23 protein-coding genes and 2 pseudogenes are annotated in these 15641 nt (G+C 46.5%); 23 read left to right on the forward strand and 2 right to left on the reverse strand.

Annotation, left to right across the window (positions count from 1 at the left end; translation table 11 throughout):
• Positions 1-84: 84 nt before the first annotated feature.
• The 10 genes from DW835_RS13380 to mobQ all read left to right on the forward strand — a co-directional run bounded on the left by DW835_RS13380 (position 85) and on the right by mobQ (position 7507).
• A complete protein-coding gene (locus DW835_RS13380; protein ID WP_117949865.1) occupies positions 85-264 on the forward strand; it encodes a helix-turn-helix domain-containing protein in 180 nt (59 codons plus the stop codon).
• Positions 257-922: a response regulator transcription factor gene (locus DW835_RS13385; protein WP_118731288.1), complete on the forward strand. Its 666-nt coding sequence runs from the start codon at positions 257-259 to the stop codon at positions 920-922. The genes DW835_RS13380 and DW835_RS13385 overlap by 8 nt, the downstream gene beginning before the upstream one ends.
• 84 nt (positions 923-1006) lie before the next feature.
• Positions 1007-1927 carry an ATP-binding cassette domain-containing protein gene (locus DW835_RS13390; RefSeq protein WP_015533989.1) on the forward strand — a complete coding sequence of 307 codons (921 nt, stop codon included), beginning with the start codon at positions 1007-1009 and terminating at the stop codon, positions 1925-1927.
• Positions 1920-2726 carry an ABC transporter permease gene (locus tag DW835_RS13395; RefSeq protein WP_055057437.1) on the forward strand — a complete coding sequence of 269 codons (807 nt, stop codon included), beginning with the start codon at positions 1920-1922 and terminating at the stop codon, positions 2724-2726. The genes DW835_RS13390 and DW835_RS13395 overlap by 8 nt, the downstream gene beginning before the upstream one ends.
• A gap of 14 nt (positions 2727-2740) precedes the next feature.
• Entirely contained in the window at positions 2741-3655 is a 915-nt protein-coding gene (locus DW835_RS13400; protein WP_014081148.1) for a HAMP domain-containing sensor histidine kinase, read from the forward strand.
• A gap of 458 nt (positions 3656-4113) precedes the next feature.
• Positions 4114-4527, forward strand: coding sequence for a sigma factor-like helix-turn-helix DNA-binding protein (locus DW835_RS13405; RefSeq protein ID WP_118012932.1), 414 nt, complete (start codon positions 4114-4116; stop codon positions 4525-4527).
• Between the two features lie 103 nt (positions 4528-4630).
• Positions 4631-5083, forward strand: a complete 453-nt coding sequence (locus tag DW835_RS13410) for an RNA polymerase subunit sigma-24 (RefSeq protein WP_117949870.1) — start codon at positions 4631-4633, stop codon at positions 5081-5083.
• 10 nt (positions 5084-5093) lie between these two features.
• The gene (locus tag DW835_RS13415; RefSeq protein ID WP_117949872.1) at positions 5094-5555 is read left to right on the forward strand and encodes a sigma factor-like helix-turn-helix DNA-binding protein; all 462 of its coding nucleotides are present in this window, start codon (positions 5094-5096) and stop codon (positions 5553-5555) included.
• A gap of 28 nt (positions 5556-5583) precedes the next feature.
• Positions 5584-5874 (forward strand): DUF3847 domain-containing protein, encoded by a 291-nt coding sequence (locus tag DW835_RS13420; RefSeq protein WP_110102431.1) that lies wholly within the window; start codon positions 5584-5586, stop codon positions 5872-5874.
• 187 nt (positions 5875-6061) lie between these two features.
• Positions 6062-7507, forward strand: a complete 1446-nt coding sequence (gene mobQ / locus DW835_RS13425; RefSeq protein ID WP_117949874.1) for a MobQ family relaxase — start codon at positions 6062-6064, stop codon at positions 7505-7507.
• A 77-nt stretch (positions 7508-7584) separates the two neighbouring features.
• On the opposite strand, the gene DW835_RS13430 is transcribed toward mobQ, so the two are convergent.
• Together DW835_RS13430 and DW835_RS13435 are read right to left on the reverse strand one after the other, a co-directional pair.
• Entirely contained in the window at positions 7585-7875 is a 291-nt protein-coding gene (locus DW835_RS13430) for a type II toxin-antitoxin system YafQ family toxin (protein WP_118012927.1), read from the reverse strand.
• The gene (locus DW835_RS13435; protein WP_005924829.1) at positions 7872-8150 is read right to left on the reverse strand and encodes a type II toxin-antitoxin system RelB/DinJ family antitoxin; all 279 of its coding nucleotides are present in this window, start codon (positions 8148-8150) and stop codon (positions 7872-7874) included. Before DW835_RS13435 ends, DW835_RS13430 begins: the two co-directional genes overlap by 4 nt.
• 126 nt (positions 8151-8276) lie before the next feature.
• On the opposite strand from DW835_RS13435, the gene DW835_RS13440 reads away from it, so the two are divergent.
• From DW835_RS13440 to DW835_RS13495, 13 genes and pseudogenes are all read left to right on the forward strand, one after another.
• Complete coding sequence (locus DW835_RS13440; RefSeq protein WP_118209249.1) at positions 8277-8675, forward strand: cysteine-rich VLP domain-containing protein; 399 nt, start codon at positions 8277-8279, stop codon at positions 8673-8675.
• Positions 8676-8788: 113 nt separating this feature from the next.
• The gene (locus DW835_RS13445; protein WP_118209248.1) at positions 8789-9529 is read left to right on the forward strand and encodes a phage replisome organizer N-terminal domain-containing protein; all 741 of its coding nucleotides are present in this window, start codon (positions 8789-8791) and stop codon (positions 9527-9529) included.
• Entirely contained in the window at positions 9526-10389 is an 864-nt protein-coding gene (locus tag DW835_RS13450) for an ATP-binding protein (RefSeq protein WP_118203689.1), read from the forward strand. The genes DW835_RS13445 and DW835_RS13450 overlap by 4 nt, the downstream gene beginning before the upstream one ends.
• A 43-nt stretch (positions 10390-10432) precedes the next feature.
• Positions 10433-10627: a transposon-encoded TnpW family protein gene (locus tag DW835_RS13455; protein ID WP_117950401.1), complete on the forward strand. Its 195-nt coding sequence runs from the start codon at positions 10433-10435 to the stop codon at positions 10625-10627.
• A 77-nt stretch (positions 10628-10704) separates the two neighbouring features.
• A complete protein-coding gene (locus tag DW835_RS13460; protein WP_117950399.1) occupies positions 10705-11070 on the forward strand; it encodes a hypothetical protein in 366 nt (121 codons plus the stop codon).
• A gap of 95 nt (positions 11071-11165) precedes the next feature.
• A pseudogene (locus DW835_RS13465) lies at positions 11166-12011 on the forward strand (TraG/TraD/VirD4 family protein); the annotation flags it as partial.
• A complete protein-coding gene (locus DW835_RS18230; protein WP_181975800.1) occupies positions 11998-12168 on the forward strand; it encodes a hypothetical protein in 171 nt (56 codons plus the stop codon). The pseudogene DW835_RS13465 and the gene DW835_RS18230, both read left to right, overlap by 14 nt.
• A gap of 407 nt (positions 12169-12575) precedes the next feature.
• Positions 12576-12710: pseudogene (locus DW835_RS13470) on the forward strand (Maff2 family protein); the annotation flags it as partial.
• Between the two features lie 204 nt (positions 12711-12914).
• Entirely contained in the window at positions 12915-13415 is a 501-nt protein-coding gene (locus DW835_RS13475; RefSeq protein ID WP_055230541.1) for an RNA polymerase sigma factor, read from the forward strand.
• Positions 13408-14052, forward strand: coding sequence for a zf-HC2 domain-containing protein (locus DW835_RS13480; RefSeq protein ID WP_055230542.1), 645 nt, complete (start codon positions 13408-13410; stop codon positions 14050-14052). Before DW835_RS13475 ends, DW835_RS13480 begins: the two co-directional genes overlap by 8 nt.
• A 176-nt stretch (positions 14053-14228) precedes the next feature.
• On the forward strand, positions 14229-14708 hold the full coding sequence (locus tag DW835_RS13485) for a hypothetical protein (protein WP_118375090.1): 480 nt from the start codon (positions 14229-14231) through the stop codon (positions 14706-14708).
• 215 nt (positions 14709-14923) lie between these two features.
• Positions 14924-15370 carry a sigma-70 family RNA polymerase sigma factor gene (locus DW835_RS13490; protein WP_055230544.1) on the forward strand — a complete coding sequence of 149 codons (447 nt, stop codon included), beginning with the start codon at positions 14924-14926 and terminating at the stop codon, positions 15368-15370.
• Entirely contained in the window at positions 15360-15587 is a 228-nt protein-coding gene (locus DW835_RS13495; RefSeq protein WP_055230545.1) for a helix-turn-helix domain-containing protein, read from the forward strand. The genes DW835_RS13490 and DW835_RS13495 overlap by 11 nt, the downstream gene beginning before the upstream one ends.
• The last annotated feature ends 54 nt before the right edge of the window (positions 15588-15641 follow it).

The raw sequence follows: 15641 nt of genomic DNA on the forward strand, positions 1-15641 counted from the left end.
AGGTTAGTTGAAGTTTATAATTCATATCCCGTTTCTTGCATTGTTCGAAAAAGAGAACTATAATGTACTCTGTGGAGGTGCGAAATGGACTATATGACATTGAAAGAGGCCGCCGAAAAGTGGGGCGTGACACCTCGTAGTGCAAATTATTATTGCGCTGGTGGGCGTATCCCTGGCGCTGTGAATATGGCTGGTGTTTGGCTGATCCCAAAGGACGCGGAAAAGCCGACTGATAGACGCAGAAAGGAGTTTCAACATGAATAATGTTTTAATTATCGAAGATGATAAAGAAATTTGCGTTATGATAAAAGACCATCTGGAAAAGTACAATTATCAAGTCTTCTTCACACTTACTGGTGCAAATGCGATTGAACGTATAAAAGAATTATCCCCAGATTTAATTATTTTAGATTTAATGCTTCCTTTTATCAGTGGAGATGAGTTAATTAGAAATATCAGAAAATTTTCAGACGTACCTGTAATTGTTGTTTCTGCAAAAAGTTTAACATTCAACAAAGTCGAACTGCTACGCTTGGGTGCTGATGACTATTTAACAAAGCCGTTTGATTTGGACGAATTACTAGCGCGAATTGAACGCAATTTGCTAAGAAGTCAAAAAGATACTCCCAATCTTTGTTTGACCTTTGGAGAACTTTCCATTAATACATCTTCAAAGATAGTTACTGTTGCAGACGAAATTATTGTGCTTACAGCAAAAGAGTATCAACTTGTAGAACTACTGGCGAAATATCCTGATAAAGTTTTTTCTAAGCAAAATCTTTATGAAAGTATTTGGCAAGAACCATTTGCAAGGGATAATGATGTCATTAACACACATATAAGTAACTTACGAAAAAAATCAAAGGGCGAAGGCTGCCGAATTAAGACCATATGGGGCTTGGGTTACCGATTTGCAAAGTGAGCTTTAGATAATCTTTAGCTTTACCTTTAGATTATTCAAGGAATTGTCTGCGATACTAAATAACAAGAAAGGAGCTGTGAAAAAATGAACGTAACAGTTTTTGAAGCTATCAACATCACAAAAAAGTATCGCAATACACTAGCCCTAAATCAAGTATCTATGTCTGTAATGCAAGGAGATATTTATGGGTTTATCGGAGAAAACGGTGCCGGTAAAACAACAATGATTCGTTTACTAACCGGACTGGCAGAACCTACTACTGGCAAAATTGCTTTATTCGGTGAAAGCAATAAGAAACTTGCAAAGCAGCGTGAGCGCATTGGCTGTATTATTGAGAGCCCTTCTCTTTATCTTGATATGACAGCCTATGAAAATTTGGAGGTACAACGTTTGCAACGCGGTATTCCAGGAAAAGGTTGCATTGATAATGCTTTAGCATTAGTTGGTTTGAAAGATACCGGAAAGAAAAAAGCAAAAGATTTCTCTTTGGGTATGCGGCAGAGACTAGCTCTCGCAATCGCTTTGCTTGGGAATCCTGAATTTCTCGTACTAGATGAACCAATTAACGGACTAGACCCTACTGGAATTATCGAATTAAGAAACTTACTCAAAAGACTAAATAAAGAACGTGGAATCACTATTTTGATTTCAAGTCACATTCTCACGGAACTTCATCAATTAGCAAATAGATATGGTATCTTACATGAGGGGAAACTTTTACAGGAAATTACCGCTACAGAGTTAGACAAACGCTGCAAAAAGCATCTGTTGTTGCAAGTGAATGATGTAGCTGCTGCTAGTGTTTTATTGGAAAGCAAACTGAATACTTCAAATTTTTCTGTTATGCCAGACAAAAGTATTCATCTATATGATTATGTTGAAAATGCCGGAAAAGTATCAGCGTTGCTAAGTGCAAATAACATTACGATTTATCAGTTAGCACAATCTGGAGATAGTCTTGAAACTTATTACACTAATTTGATAGGAGGGTGCCAAAATGATTAACCATTTTAAAGCTGAATTTTATAAATTGCGTCACTCAAAGATATTGATAACTATATTAGGCGTATGTGCGGCGGTTATAATGGTCTCTTTTGCACTTGGTGACATGACTTTTTTTGGAGCCGGAGATGGAACAGAAAGTGTAATCGGATTTCAAGCTAAGTGTTATCTATCTAGTGAAATACCAACGTTTCAAACTGTTGCCCGCTCATCTCTTGCATATACAGCCTTTTTCTGGATTATTGGCATTTTATTTGCAACCATATTTTTTACAAAAGAATATAATACGGGTACAATCAAATTATCTGTTGCATACGGCACTAAACGAACTATTCTCTACTACACCAAAGCGATTACAATATTGGTGGTGTCTCTGATAACGTATCTGATTTTTGTAGCTACATTTTTCGTTATTGAAATCATACAATCCGGTTACATTCCAACTGCGAGTGAAGTAATAAACCTTTTGGGATGGGCTCTTGCTTGCGGAACGGTTTTATTAGCATTAGAAAGCATTTCTATTTTTTTATGTGTCGTTATTCAAAATACAGGGATTGTAACAGGGATTTGCTGCTTATATGTATTCAGTGGAGCGTCTGTTTACTTAATGCTATGGAGTGATATGGAGACGGTTTCAATACCCTTAAAATTTTTTGTATATGGAAATCCTATGTACTATTGGATGAATTTCAGCTCTTGTCGCACAATGGGTATTATTGAGCATTTACCATTCTATTTCATAGGGTGCATTTCTCTTTTGATTGTTGGCGGTCTTATTATGATTAGAAAAGAAATCAAGTAAAAGGGAGGTAGAATATGGGTTGGGCGATTATGTTTCTTGTTCTGATAGCATTGGTCATTATCCTTTCAATTTCTTTAATTAACTGGAAAATACAGATATATAAAGTAATCGTCCAACTAAATGCTATTCTGAATAGAAAAACGAAAAAGTTAGTTACAGTGTCTTTATCTGATAGGCGGTTAGAGCATTTGGTTGAAATCATAAATCAGATTGTATCAAAAGATAATATTTATCTGGGCGAAATTCAAAAAAAGGAGAATGAATTAAAAGAGAATATTTCTTGCCTTTCTCATGATTTACGGACACCACTAACTTCCATTCGCGGATATTTGCAACTTCTATCAAGTGCGCCTGATGAAAAAAGAGCGGAATATATTTCAGCATTATCCGGAAAAGCATTGAGATTAGAACGTCTCATAGATGACTTTTATCAAATCTCTCTTTTAGAAGCAGGACAATATCCATTTTACTATGAAAAGGTTGAGCTATGCTCATTGCTTACTGAAATCCTGCTAGACAATTATTCGATTTTCAGCGTTAATGGAATTGAACCCCAAATAGAAATACCTAATATGGACATCTATCTTAATGCTGACAGAAAGGCGTGTATTCGCATTATACAAAATCTTATATTCAATGCGGTAACATCCACTACAAATAATGTTGTAATTCAACTAATTAATATCGCAGATTCTGTACAACTCTGTATTAAAAATCCTGTTGCATCTATTCCTACAGAAGAATATTCAAAACTGTTGGAACGCTTTTATGTAGCAGATGTTTCAAGAAGTAATGGTACGTCTGGACAAGGACTTTACATTGTGAAAAAGCTATTACTTATGATGAATTGTACAAATCCAATAATTGAAATACATGACCATAATTTTATGATTACGATTGATTTTTCGCCCTTACTCATAAAGAAATAATCTGCCGGACGACGGCAAAAGAAAAAAAGCCGTCGCAAAGCAGAGGTATTTTCACGCGCCATTTCTAAATTACGGCGGCTTTGATTTTCAGAGCCGCCGCTTCTTTTTGCCTATCGGCAAGTCTACGACGACCCTAACACCGTGTAAATCCACGGCGGCATATAGGAGGATTGCCGCCGTGTCTATGCTTGCCTTTTTTCACAGTACCCATGACCTGCACCAGCTAAAAAAAGCCTGTTCCCAGCAGCGGAGCAATGCGGTCAGAAGTATGCACTATACCATGTAACTAAACAGCAAAATATACTCTATTACGCTCGTATGGCTTTATGCCGTCCGGGCGCTTTTTTGTCCCTGTGGAGCCGGAACATCGGGTCAGCATGGCCCGAACTTTATCCCCGGTGCCGCTCCCCGCCGCCCCATGCAGATTTACCCAAAAAATCTGAATGGAGGAAAGGCAGATGGAAGTTACCATCAATTATAACGGACAAGCTGTGGCCGTGGAGGTCACGCTGGAAGTCTATGAATTTCTTGACCAGGCCGATCATAAAACGGAGAATCTGTTCCATGAACAGCGGCGGCATTGGGATGGCCGGGAGTTTGACGAGTACATCATTACCACCGAGGGTGTAGGGGTCTACGGCGAAACGCCGGAGGAATACCTTTGCCGCATGGAAACGCTGCATGAGCTGATGGCTGTTCTGGACACCTGTACCGAGGCCCAGCGCCGCCGGTTCCTGCTCTATGCGCTTGACGGGCTGAGCCTTGCAGAGATCGGTGTGCTGTGCGGCTGCTCCAAAGTGGCTGTTTATCAAAGTGTGGAGGCGGTCAGAAAAAAATTTATAAATTTCTTTGAGAACAGGCTTAACGAATGACCTGTTTTCTGGCTACCAAGTGAAAGGGATTATTTCCCTTATCTCAGCGAGGGGCGGACAGCGGACGAGCTGTCCGCCTCTCCGATTTTCAGGAGGTAAGCCTATGAAAACAATCAATCTGCGGTGGATGTATCCCCACTACCGGCATGACGAGTTTGTGGATGTTACGGACGAGGTATGGGCAGCGATGTATCAGGCCAAGCGGGAGATGGAGAACTATGAGCGTCGGAAAGTCTACCACCGCGCCTACTACTCTCTGGACGCATACAGCTGGCTGGAAAATTACGCACTGGAACACAGCAGATCGCCGGAAGATATTTTGCTGGAACGAGAAGAAATGACCACCCGCCTATACCTGATTGCAGCTCTGCCGGTGGCTCTGGCTCATGCCACTCCGACACAGGCCCGCCGTGTTCACGCCTACTACATTGCTGGTATCAAGCAGCCGGAAATCTCTCGGATAGAGGGCGTCCACAGCAGCAAGGTCAGCGTTGCCATCCACCGGGGGCTGCGGAATATGCGCCGCTGCTATGATGACCTTTTTCAAACAGAGTGAGGGCGTGCCTATGCAGACCATCAATCTCAAACAATATTATCCATTTTGCAAAGAGGACATTTTTGTGGAGGTGTCCGATGAGATCGTCGAAACGTTTCTTCTGGACAAGAGAGCCGAGGCCACCAGAGATCGCAGGATGTTCCGGTATAAGGCGTTTTATTCCCTCGATTGTAACGATGGAATCGAAAATGCCGCCATCGGCTGGGCGCAGCCATCGCCGGAGGACTACCTGATAGAAAAAGAAGAATTAGCCGAATACGAAGAACTGATACGGCGATTGTATGAAGCCATTTCCTCCCTGCCGCCTATGCAGGCTCGCCGTGTTCACGCCCGCTATATTCTGGATATGAAAGTGAAAGATATTGCCGCAATGGAGGGTATCACGCCATCACAGGCGGGAAAATCCATCCATGCCGCACTGCGGAGGCTGCGCCGGTACTTTGCTCGACAGAAATGGACGGTCAATCTATGAGTATTTTCAAAGAAAAGAGGTGCCTGACATGAACGAAAAAATTACAGCCCACCCCCAAAAAGAAGAACGGGAGAAAGTCCTGAAGGAGATTCGGCAGCTTGAAAACCGAAAGAAGATTTTGGAGAACAAGCAGCGGAATGAAGAACGCAGGGTTCGCACCCGCCGCCTGATTGAGCGTGGGGCCGTTTTGGAGGGCATTTTCCCTCTGGCCCCCGACCTTCCCGGCGTAGAGGTCAAAGCGTTCCTGATTGCCCTGTCCCATCTTCCGGGGGCGGAAGAACTGGCCGCAAAACTGCCGAAATCCGGGGACAAGCCGTAAGTCCCTTGTTTACAAGGGCGCACTTATACACCGTTGCCGGTGTCGTGCGCCCTGCCGGGGGCTGTTGCGCTCTCCGAGCGCGATGGGGCGCTACACTCCCCAAACCCCTTGTGCGCCCCGCGCAGCCAGACACCCGCTTCGCGTCTGTCCGGCTCCACGGAGCCTGAATACCCCTTACCGAAAGGAGGTGCCACCCATAGATTTCTGTCATATCCCCGTCAGCATTATCAAGCGCAGCGCAGGCCGTTCCGCTGTTGCCGCAGCCGCCTACCGCAGCGGAACAAAGCTGACGAATGAATGGGACGGCCTTACCCACGATTACACCCGCAAGGGCGGCGTTGTCCATGCGGAGATCATGCTGCCCGCCCACGCCCCGCCGGAATTTGCAGACCGCTCCACCCTTTGGAACAGTGTGGAGCAGATCGAGAAAGCCAGGGACAGCCAGCTTGCCCGCGAGATCGAAGCAGCCCTGCCCCGTGAACTGTCCGGTGAACAGCAGCTTGCCCTTGTGCGCGCCTATGTGAAGGACAACTTTGTAGACAAAGGAATGTGCGCCGACTTTGCTATCCATGACAAGGGAACCGGCAACCCTCATGTCCATATCATGCTGACGCTCCGGCCTCTGAAAGAAAATGGGCAGTGGGGCGCAAAGTGCCGCAAGGCATACGATCTGGACGAGAATGGACAGCGTATCCCGGATGGGAAAGGCGGCTGGAAAAATCATCGTGAGGATACAACCGATTGGAACGATAAAGGAAATGTGGAGATTTGGCGGGCAGCGTGGGCGGCCTACACCAATCGGGCGCTGGAATCTGCCGGCAGACCGGAACGCATTGACCATCGCAGCTACAAGCGGCAGGGCATTGATAAGATTCCCTCTGTCCATCTGGGGCCAGCCGCCAGCCAAATGGAAAAGCGCGGCATCCGCACCGACAAGAGCGAAGTAAACCGGCAGATCGCCGCCGACAACAAGCTGCTCAAGGAAATCAAGGCCCGCATTACCCGCCTTTACAACTGGTCTAAGGCCGAAGCCGAAAAGCCGGAGGGCCAGCAGCCCAGCATGATTGACTTGTGGGAGGCCCAACAGCAGCTCAAGCAGCCTGACACCCGCACCGGCAAAATCCGAGCTTTGCAGGAGAGCGCCGCCCTGTTCAGCTTTTTGCAGGCAAACGGCATCCAGTCCATGCAGCAGCTCCATGAAAAAATAGCAGATATGAACACCCGCTACTATGACCTGCGGGGAAAAATCGTCAAGGCCGAGCGCCGGATCGCCACCCTTACCGAGCGCGGGGAGATGTGGGAACAGTACAACCAGTACAAGTCCATCCACAAGCAGCTTGCCAAAGTAAAGCCGGAAAAACGGGAACAGTTTGAACAGCGCCACAGCCGGGAACTGATTCTGTATGACGCAGCGACCCGGTATCTGAAAGAACTGAAAGACAGCGGCGAGGCAATCACCCCAAAGGCATGGCAGCGGGAAATTGACCAGCTGGCCGCTGGAAAGCAGACGGACACGCTTGCCATGAAATCCATGCGGGAGGATTTGAAAGCAGTGGAACGGCTCCGCAAAACCGCCGAGCAGCTGTCCAGACAGGAACAGGACAAGTCTCACGACCGGGAGCCGGAGCGGTAAGGGCTACCGCGTTTCACGACATACTTTTGCACACAGAAAAACCGCCGTACAGGTTTCCCCATACGGCGGCAGACTGTTTATTTGCCGAACAAGTCGCTGTGTGTGCCGGTGCGGGCCAGCGTCAGCACCAGCACATCATCCTCGATACGGTAAATGAGCAGCCAGTCCGGGAGAATATGACATTCCCGATGGCCTGCCCAATCGCCGGACAGGTCATGGTCACGGTTTTTATCTGGCAGCGGTTCGCCCATTGCCAGCAACGCTACGACCTGCTCCAGCAGCTCGATCTTCAAGCCACGCTTGATGGCTCGTTTGTAGTCCTTTTTGAAACTGGTCGTGTACTTGACGGTATATTTGGTTTCTTTCATCTTTTCAGGTCAGCAAACAACTCGTCAAGGTCATTATAGCCCTTTACAGACGGGTCTTTTGCAATCCTTTCCGCTTCCAGCATGGCAGCAACCGTTTCTTTGTTCGGCTGTTCCAGCCTTACTTCAAAGGGAATGCCGCCTTCACGAAGCGACTGGCGCACAAAGATGTTAAACGCCGTAGTCAGGTTCATGCCAAGTTCAGTAAACAGTGCGTCCGCCTGTGCTTTCAAATCTGCGTCCATGCGGATACTGATGTTTGTGGTATTTCCAGCCATACGATCAACCCCTTTCTGCTGGCAATTATAGTATATGCCTTTTGCACGAAGAAAACAATACTTTGCACGAATATTTAATAATAAATTCATTCAAGGAGGTTACCTGCTTTGTGAGAGAAATCATTTATGAAGAACGACAAGACTGAACCTATCCCCGTCATGGATTACCGCCAGTACCGCAGAGCGCGGAGGCTGGTGCATGAGTGCTGCAACTACATCGACGGAAATTGTATCGCCCTGGACGATGGGGAGGAATGTGTCTGTGTCCAGTCTATTTCCTACTCCCTGTTGTGCAGGTGGTTTCGGACGGCGGTATTGCCGCAGGATAAGGAACTGGAAACGGCGCTGTTCCACCGGCTGAATGCGAAGAAATGCGCCGTATGCGGGGCGCTGTTTACCCCCGGTTCTAACAGGGCCAAATACTGCCCGGAATGTTCCACTCGCATGAAGCGGATCAACGCCGCAAAGCGCAAGCGGAAACAACGGGAGAAATGTCACGCTTTAGGGGCTGAAAAACCCTTGTAAATCAAGGCTTTTTTCGATGGTGTCAAAGGCAGGCTGATAGATTTATCCTCCGACCCCTAAAACGGCCATAAAATGCGTACAGAATCCCAAGAGAAACCCCAAGGAGGAACCCTATGTCAGACAACCGAAAATATTATTACCTGAAACTCAAAGAAAACTATTTTGACGATGATTCCATCGTGCTGCTGGAAAGTATGCAGGATGGTGTGCTGTATTCCAACATTCTGCTCAAGCTGTATCTGAAATCGCTGAAACATGGCGGACGGCTTCAACTTGACGAGGACATTCCTTACACGGCGCAGATGATCGCCACCATTACCCGCCAGCAGATCGGCACTGTGGAGAGAGCCTTGCAGATCTTTTTGAAGCTGGGTCTTGTGGAAGTGCTGGACAGCGGCACATTCTACATGAGCAACATCGAACTTTTAATCGGCCAGTCCTCTACCGAGGCCGAGCGAAAGCGGGCTGCAAGACTCCAAAACAAGGCTCTTTCTGCGCCTCGGACAAACGGCGGACATTTGTCCGACATTCATCCACCAGAGATAGAGATAGAGATAGAGTTAGAGAAAGAGATAGAGATAAAGAGAGAGATAGAGAAGGGACACCCCGCCCACACCTATGGCCGTTACCAGAATGTTTTCCTGACGGATGAAGAACTGGCAGACTTGCAGGCCAGCTTTCCCACTGTATGGGGCCAGTACATCGAAAAGCTGTCCGAGTACATGGCTTCTACCGGCAAGCGTTATCAGAGCCATGCAGCGACCATCCGGCGCTGGGCCAGTGAGGACGCGAAAAAGGCGGCCCCGCCCACCCGCAACCGGGATTACAGCGTAAAGGAGGATGAAACTGTATGATTGAGATTACCGCAGAAATCCGGGCGCTGATCGACAAGGCAGCCGTCGGTATGGAACTGGCCGGGGACGAGTACATAGACCCGGCAGACGGGCTCATTCACTGTAAGAAATGCGGCGGCCAGAGGCAGACCGTTGTGCCATGCTTCGGGAAATCCGGCTACTTTATGCCGCGCTGCATCTGCCAGTGCCAGCGGGAGGCTGAGGAGCAGCGCAAGGCTGCTGAAGAACGGCAGCGCCGCATGGAGCGTATCAAACGCCGAAAGGCACAGGGCTTGCAAGACCGTTATCTGTACGACTACACATTTTCCAATGACAACGGCCAAAATCCCCTGATGGGCAAGGCCCGCGCCTATGTGGAGAACTGGAAGGAGGCATACAGGAACAACACCGGCCTGCTGTTGTTTGGGGATGTGGGAACCGGCAAGTCCTTTTTCGCCGGTTGTATCGCCAACGCCCTGCTTGACCGGGATGTGCCGGTGCTGATGACGAACTTTCCCACCATCCTGAACCGCCTGACGGGGATGTTCTCTGAGGACAGGGCCGACTTTATCGCCAGCTTTGACGAGTACGACCTGCTTATCATTGACGATTTGGGTGTGGAGCGCAGTACCGAGTATGCGATGGAGCAGATGTTTTTTGTCATTGACAGCCGCTACCGCAGCCGCAGACCCATGATAATCACCACCAACCTGAAGCTGGCCGAACTCAAGAACCCGCCCGACCTGGCCCACGCCCGTATCTATGACCGTATTCTGGAACGGTGTGCGCCGATTCTCTTTGACGGGAAGAATTTCCGGGAAGAAAATGCCGGTGCTACCCGACAGGCAGCAAAAGACATTGTAAACAGTAAGCACGATTGATTTTTTACCGAGCGGCACAGACCCGTTCGGAGAAAGGAGCGCCATGAACAAAGAACCCCGTACTATGCAGTCGGCAGACGCCGCTACTGCGTCCAGAGCGCCGGAAAACACGCCGGCGATGGTAAAGAAAATCGGAAAGACAACCTACAAGGTTCATGTCCATTTCAGCAATACCAGCACAGAAACCATGAGCGATAAAATCAAGCGTATGCTCAAAAATGAAATTCAGCAGATGTGACAGACTGATAAACGAAGCCGTCTTGTGCTAAACTGATGATGGTACGCACCAAAATTTTTGTCAAGGAGGACACGAAAATGCTTTACACAGAAAAAGAGAAACATGAAATTGAGCGAGTAAAGGAAGTCTTTGCGGAACATCTGCGGCAAAGCCCTGATTTTGAACTGCTCTGGTCGGACAAGGTGGGCTATGTCTGGCTGACGATTGGCGTAAATCCAGTCTATGTGGATACCGGTATCAGAATCGAATCAGCCGCCGATCTCTGCGGCAGGTGTTTGGACGATGTAGCTTCGGATGTTCTATATATGACGGGCAACGATCACGCGCTGGAAGCAGCCGATCCGCTGGAATTGGCCGAAATCAAGCGGCGCTGGGAGCCATATATCAACCAGCTGCCAGACTATGCGTATCTCTGCAAAGACCTGCTGAACGGAAAAATGTAATCTATCAAACGAGGTGTCAGGAGCCATACGGTGCTTCTGGCACCTTTTTTGTGGATTTTTTGTGAATTTGATGAAAAAGTCCTTGACAATTTGTCTCTGGCAAGACCGCAAAAAGTATACTTATCTCATGCGGCGCGAGGTTAGCCCCATTCGACATTAAGGAGCTGCGCGAGCTTATGGAAACCGACGAAATGGAGCTTGACACCATAGGGGACAGAAAGACCGCCCTTTTCGTCATTATCAGCGACACCGACGACACCTTTAACTTTGTCGTGAGTATTCTCTACACACAGCTATTCAACCTTTTGTGCGACAAAGCAGATGATGAATACGGCGGGCGGCTTCCCGTCCATGTGCGCTGCCTGTTAGATGAATTTGCGAATATTGGGCAAATCCCCAAATTTGAGAAGCTAATCGCAACCATACGGAGCCGGGAAATCTCCGCGTCAATCATCTTGCAGAGCCAGTCACAGCTAAAGGCAATCTACAAGGACAACGCCGATACCATAGTCGGCAACTGCGACACCACGCTTTTCTTGGGCGGCAAGGAAAAAACGACGCTCAAAGAAATATCGGAGATTTTAGGCAAAGAAACCATTGACAGCTTCAACACTTCCGAAACCAGAGGGCGGGAGCTTTCGCATGGGCTGAACTATCAGAAATTGGGAAAGCAGCTTATGACGGAAGATGAAATCGCAGTCATGGACGGAGGGAAATGTATCTTGCAGCTACGCGGGGTGCGCCCGTTCTTTTCGGACAAATTCGACATAACGAAGCACCCGAAATACAAGTACCTGTCCGACGCAGACCCGAAGAACGTCTTTGACATGGAAAAGCACCTTAAACGCCGCCCCGCCATTGTCAAGCCCGACGAGGTTTTTGACTATTACGAGATTGACGCAGCAGACTTACAGGAGGACGCAGACTATGAGGAAACGTAGAGCAGAGGAAAAACAAAAGCAGCTTGAACGGTTTTTAATGAATGTTGCGGAAGCCGCCGACGCTGCATTATGGGAGTATTGGCGGGAAAAGGAAGCGGAACACCGCTGTTTTGCAACGGAGTATGTCACGCGCCGGGGGCTTATCCCGCAACAGTGACAGCATGGCAGACCGCCGGGACAGGGGAAGCTACACTTCCCCTACGCTGCCTTGCGGCAGCTACCCCTTTGTGAACTTGCGGGAAGCGAACACCTTGCTATGCAAGCTATTCACTTCCCGCAAGTCTGAATAATACCCGTCCGGCAGCACAGCGGGACACCGAAAGGAGGAATGGAAGCAATCACATATATCAATATCGGCTACATGATACGCGCCCCTACTTTCCGGCGCAGTACACAGCGGCAGGAGCCGCACCCCCTACAACTGAATACCGCCGCGCCGCAGAGCTTACGCAGCGCGGGGACAGCCGCCTTTACCAGAGGGCGGTTTTTTTGTGCGGCGGCATACGCTGACCGCCTTTTGTCCGCTTGCCGGACAGCCGCAGACGCGGCAGAAAGGATATATTTATGGCATTTTTCAATAGCGCAGTAGACGTTTTGCAGACCCTTGTTGTAGCACTTGGAGCCGGGCTTGGTATCTGGGGCGTGATTAACCTTATGGAGGGCTACGGCAACGACAATCCGGGCGCGAATGCTCATGGTTGGTAAAGAAGCAACAATAAATTAGATATGACAGTACCCCTGCTATTCCGTATAATTTGGGGAACACTCCATGTTTCTGCATTTACAGAAATTGAAAATCAAACACGGTCACGCTATAATATATTTTGTTGATGTTATCTTCAAATATTTTTTGTAACAAAATGTTACTTGCCTGCTCTTATTGCTGAAAGGAGGTGTGCATAATTGAATACCCCTAATTTTAGTGACATATATACCTTATATTTTGAAGATGTATATAAATATCTGTTAGCTCTTTGCCACGATGAAGAACTTGCAGAAGAATTAGCGCAAGATACTTTTTTTAAGGCTATGAAAAGCTATGAGAACTTTCGAGGTGACTGTAAAATAACGACTTGGCTGTGCCAAATTGCGAAGCATTCATTTTTCTTGTATGAGAAGCACAGGAAAAGAAATATCGACCTTAATTCTGTAGAGAATGAAATAGTTGATACTAATTCCATAGAGATTTTGTTAGGACAAAGAGAGCAGGCGTTTGGAATACATAAACTGCTACACAATTTACCAGAGCCATATAAGGAAGTCTTTTCTTTACGGGTGTTAGGAGAATTAAGTTATCAGGATATAGCAAAACTTTTTGGTAAAACAGAAAGTTGGGCAAGAGTAACCTTTCATAGAGCTAAATTAAAAATCATTGAACAAGTAAAGGAGGAAAGTTATGAGTAAAATTTCATGCGACATCATTCAAGATATGTTGCCGCTGTATTATGATGAAGTTTGTTCAGCAGACAGCAGAAAAATGATTGAGGAGCATTTGCAGGAATGTGAAAAGTGTTCCAATATTTTTCAGAAGCTAAAAACAGAATGTGTGGTTGATACAAAGGAAAATGCTGAAAGCATACAAAGCAGTGTCATGGGGAAGATGGCACATTCATGGAAACGTTCACTATTAAGGTCATTTATCATAGGAATTGTAATAACGACTATCGTCCTTACAGCGATATTTGGAACATATTATGCCTTGTTTATAAGACAAAATAGCATGGTAAGCCCAGAGCAAATTTCAATCTCGGCATATTCACTGACCGATGAACAGATTACTTTTAGATTAGAACTACTTGACGGATACTGTGGAGGAACAATTAAGACTTACACAGACGAAAATAGAAACTTGTATATTTCTGTATTAAGAACGGTTATCAAAGAAGAATTATCCGATGGAGAAACCGAAATAATGAATTATGGGTTTAACCATGAAAAAAAGGACTACATTGCTGTATATTATGGTACACCTAATAATTGTGAGCTTATTTGGAAGAAAGGCGATTTATTACCTACTGCACCAAAAGATATTTTCGAGTAAAGCTGCATAAAATTTGAGGGTAGCTATCTTTGTGTGAGGTAGCTACTCTTTATACTTTAGAGCTTAAAAAACTGCAAATCATGTGTAACATTCTGTGATGGTGCTGCTCTTATGGGTGAAAGGAGGAAAACACTATACTATACTTATCAACTTGCAAAAAGAAGGGATTTAATATTATGATGAAACAGAAAAAAATAATTGTTCCTATTCTCACTCTTGCCGTAATGCTTTTGATGGTTGGTGGCGTATATGCTGTTTTTTCTTCAACTCAACCTGAAAAAAGCAAAGCTGAAAATGTTCGGGATACCACTGACCAAGACTATGAAAAAGGGCTTACGGAAGAACAAAAGGCATTTAATGAACTAATCAACAAACAGATTTACGAAGAAACTGCTAATAACTTAGAACAGTATGAGCAATACGGTTTAACCTATAATTCTGACGAAAACCAGCTGTTTTTTAATGGTAAGTCAGTCTGCTATTTTGCTGATAACCGGGCTACCGATGGAACTTTTGAAGGAACTGAGGTACACTCTGCAAACGGTGATATTGGCATTATTACAGAAAGAGATAGAAATGGAAATATAACTGGTCTAAAACAGATGGAAATCCCAGAATTAACAGATTTTCTTGAAAAGTCGTGGAAAGAAAAATAATTTCTTTAGGTAAGTGATTAAAACACAAATAGCAAACCCAGCCGGAGCAGTCAACGGTCAAGATGAACGGGCTAAAGCCCGCCGTTGACAGCCCCGCCCGGTTTCGCAAATGGGTAATCAAGGGGCGACAGCAAAAAGTGCTGCCGCCCTTTGTCATCATAAAAAGCAACTATCAACCAGCCACAACTCTTTGCGGAGGGAAGGGGGGATTTCCTATGACTTGCACAGAAGAATACAAAGAGCATATCGAGTACACATTCCACGCTTTTTGTAAAATTGTTATCCGCAATGCCAGCTACACAGCGCTGCGGACATGGAGCAGGAAACACAAAAGAGAAATATCCCTTGACTACATCACAGATGAAAAGCACTATCCTTTAGGCACGACAGATGAATATTTCAAAGCCCCGGAGCCGGACGAGGAATACATCGTCCATCTTTGCGGCGATACCGTTATCCTAAGCAATGGGCTGCTGGTACAAGCCCTCTCCCGTCTGCCAGCGCAGAAGCAGGAAATGCTCTATCTGTCCTTTTTTAAGCGTATGCCGCAGCATGAAATCGGCAGACGGTACGGACGCAGCCGCAGTGCAGCGGGCTACCATATCCGAAAAGCCATACAGCAGCTTTACGAGGAAATGGAGGGACTGGCGCATGAGGAATAACGAGCTTCTCCCCTATGACACAATCGTACAGGCTACCAGCGGCGAGCCGGAAGCGGTCAACACCGTATTGCAGTATTATGGGCGGCGAATACGCTATGCTTCCCGTATCAGCGGACAAGCTGACAAGGAAGCCGAGGACTTCATCACGGAAACGCTGCTGAAAGCGTTATTTAAGTTTCGCTTTAGCCGAGTATCCCCGCCCGATACAACTGAATAACCGCCGCCCATTACAGCGGCACATACAAGCAGTAAATCTGAAAAAGGTTTGCTG

Origin of the sequence: Clostridium sp. AM34-9AC, assembly GCF_003480225.1 — a bacterium.
Classification (GTDB): Bacteria; Bacillota; Clostridia; order Lachnospirales; family Lachnospiraceae; genus Acetatifactor; species Acetatifactor acetigignens.

Bases quoted from the DNA above. Each gene is read 5' to 3' on its own strand.
- DW835_RS13380 (WP_117949865.1), top strand. From the start codon at position 85: ATGGACTATATGACATTGAAAGAGGCCGCCGAAAAGTGGGGCGTGACA.
- DW835_RS13385 (WP_118731288.1), top strand. From the start codon at position 257: ATGAATAATGTTTTAATTATCGAAGATGATAAAGAAATTTGCGTTATG.
- DW835_RS13390 (WP_015533989.1), top strand. From the start codon at position 1,007: ATGAACGTAACAGTTTTTGAAGCTATCAACATCACAAAAAAGTATCGC.
- DW835_RS13395 (WP_055057437.1), top strand. From the start codon at position 1,920: ATGATTAACCATTTTAAAGCTGAATTTTATAAATTGCGTCACTCAAAG.
- DW835_RS13400 (WP_014081148.1), top strand. From the start codon at position 2,741: ATGGGTTGGGCGATTATGTTTCTTGTTCTGATAGCATTGGTCATTATC.
- DW835_RS13405 (WP_118012932.1), top strand. From the start codon at position 4,114: ATGGAAGTTACCATCAATTATAACGGACAAGCTGTGGCCGTGGAGGTC.
- DW835_RS13410 (WP_117949870.1), top strand. From the start codon at position 4,631: ATGAAAACAATCAATCTGCGGTGGATGTATCCCCACTACCGGCATGAC.
- DW835_RS13415 (WP_117949872.1), top strand. From the start codon at position 5,094: ATGCAGACCATCAATCTCAAACAATATTATCCATTTTGCAAAGAGGAC.
- DW835_RS13420 (WP_110102431.1), top strand. From the start codon at position 5,584: ATGAACGAAAAAATTACAGCCCACCCCCAAAAAGAAGAACGGGAGAAA.
- DW835_RS13430 (WP_118012927.1), bottom strand. From the start codon at position 7,875: ATGAAAGAAACCAAATATACCGTCAAGTACACGACCAGTTTCAAAAAG.
- DW835_RS13435 (WP_005924829.1), bottom strand. From the start codon at position 8,150: ATGGCTGGAAATACCACAAACATCAGTATCCGCATGGACGCAGATTTG.
- DW835_RS13440 (WP_118209249.1), top strand. From the start codon at position 8,277: ATGAAGAACGACAAGACTGAACCTATCCCCGTCATGGATTACCGCCAG.
- DW835_RS13445 (WP_118209248.1), top strand. From the start codon at position 8,789: ATGTCAGACAACCGAAAATATTATTACCTGAAACTCAAAGAAAACTAT.
- DW835_RS13450 (WP_118203689.1), top strand. From the start codon at position 9,526: ATGATTGAGATTACCGCAGAAATCCGGGCGCTGATCGACAAGGCAGCC.
- DW835_RS13455 (WP_117950401.1), top strand. From the start codon at position 10,433: ATGAACAAAGAACCCCGTACTATGCAGTCGGCAGACGCCGCTACTGCG.
- DW835_RS13460 (WP_117950399.1), top strand. From the start codon at position 10,705: ATGCTTTACACAGAAAAAGAGAAACATGAAATTGAGCGAGTAAAGGAA.
- DW835_RS18230 (WP_181975800.1), top strand. From the start codon at position 11,998: ATGAGGAAACGTAGAGCAGAGGAAAAACAAAAGCAGCTTGAACGGTTT.
- DW835_RS13480 (WP_055230542.1), top strand. From the start codon at position 13,408: ATGAGTAAAATTTCATGCGACATCATTCAAGATATGTTGCCGCTGTAT.
- DW835_RS13485 (WP_118375090.1), top strand. From the start codon at position 14,229: ATGATGAAACAGAAAAAAATAATTGTTCCTATTCTCACTCTTGCCGTA.
- DW835_RS13490 (WP_055230544.1), top strand. From the start codon at position 14,924: ATGACTTGCACAGAAGAATACAAAGAGCATATCGAGTACACATTCCAC.
- DW835_RS13495 (WP_055230545.1), top strand. From the start codon at position 15,360: ATGAGGAATAACGAGCTTCTCCCCTATGACACAATCGTACAGGCTACC.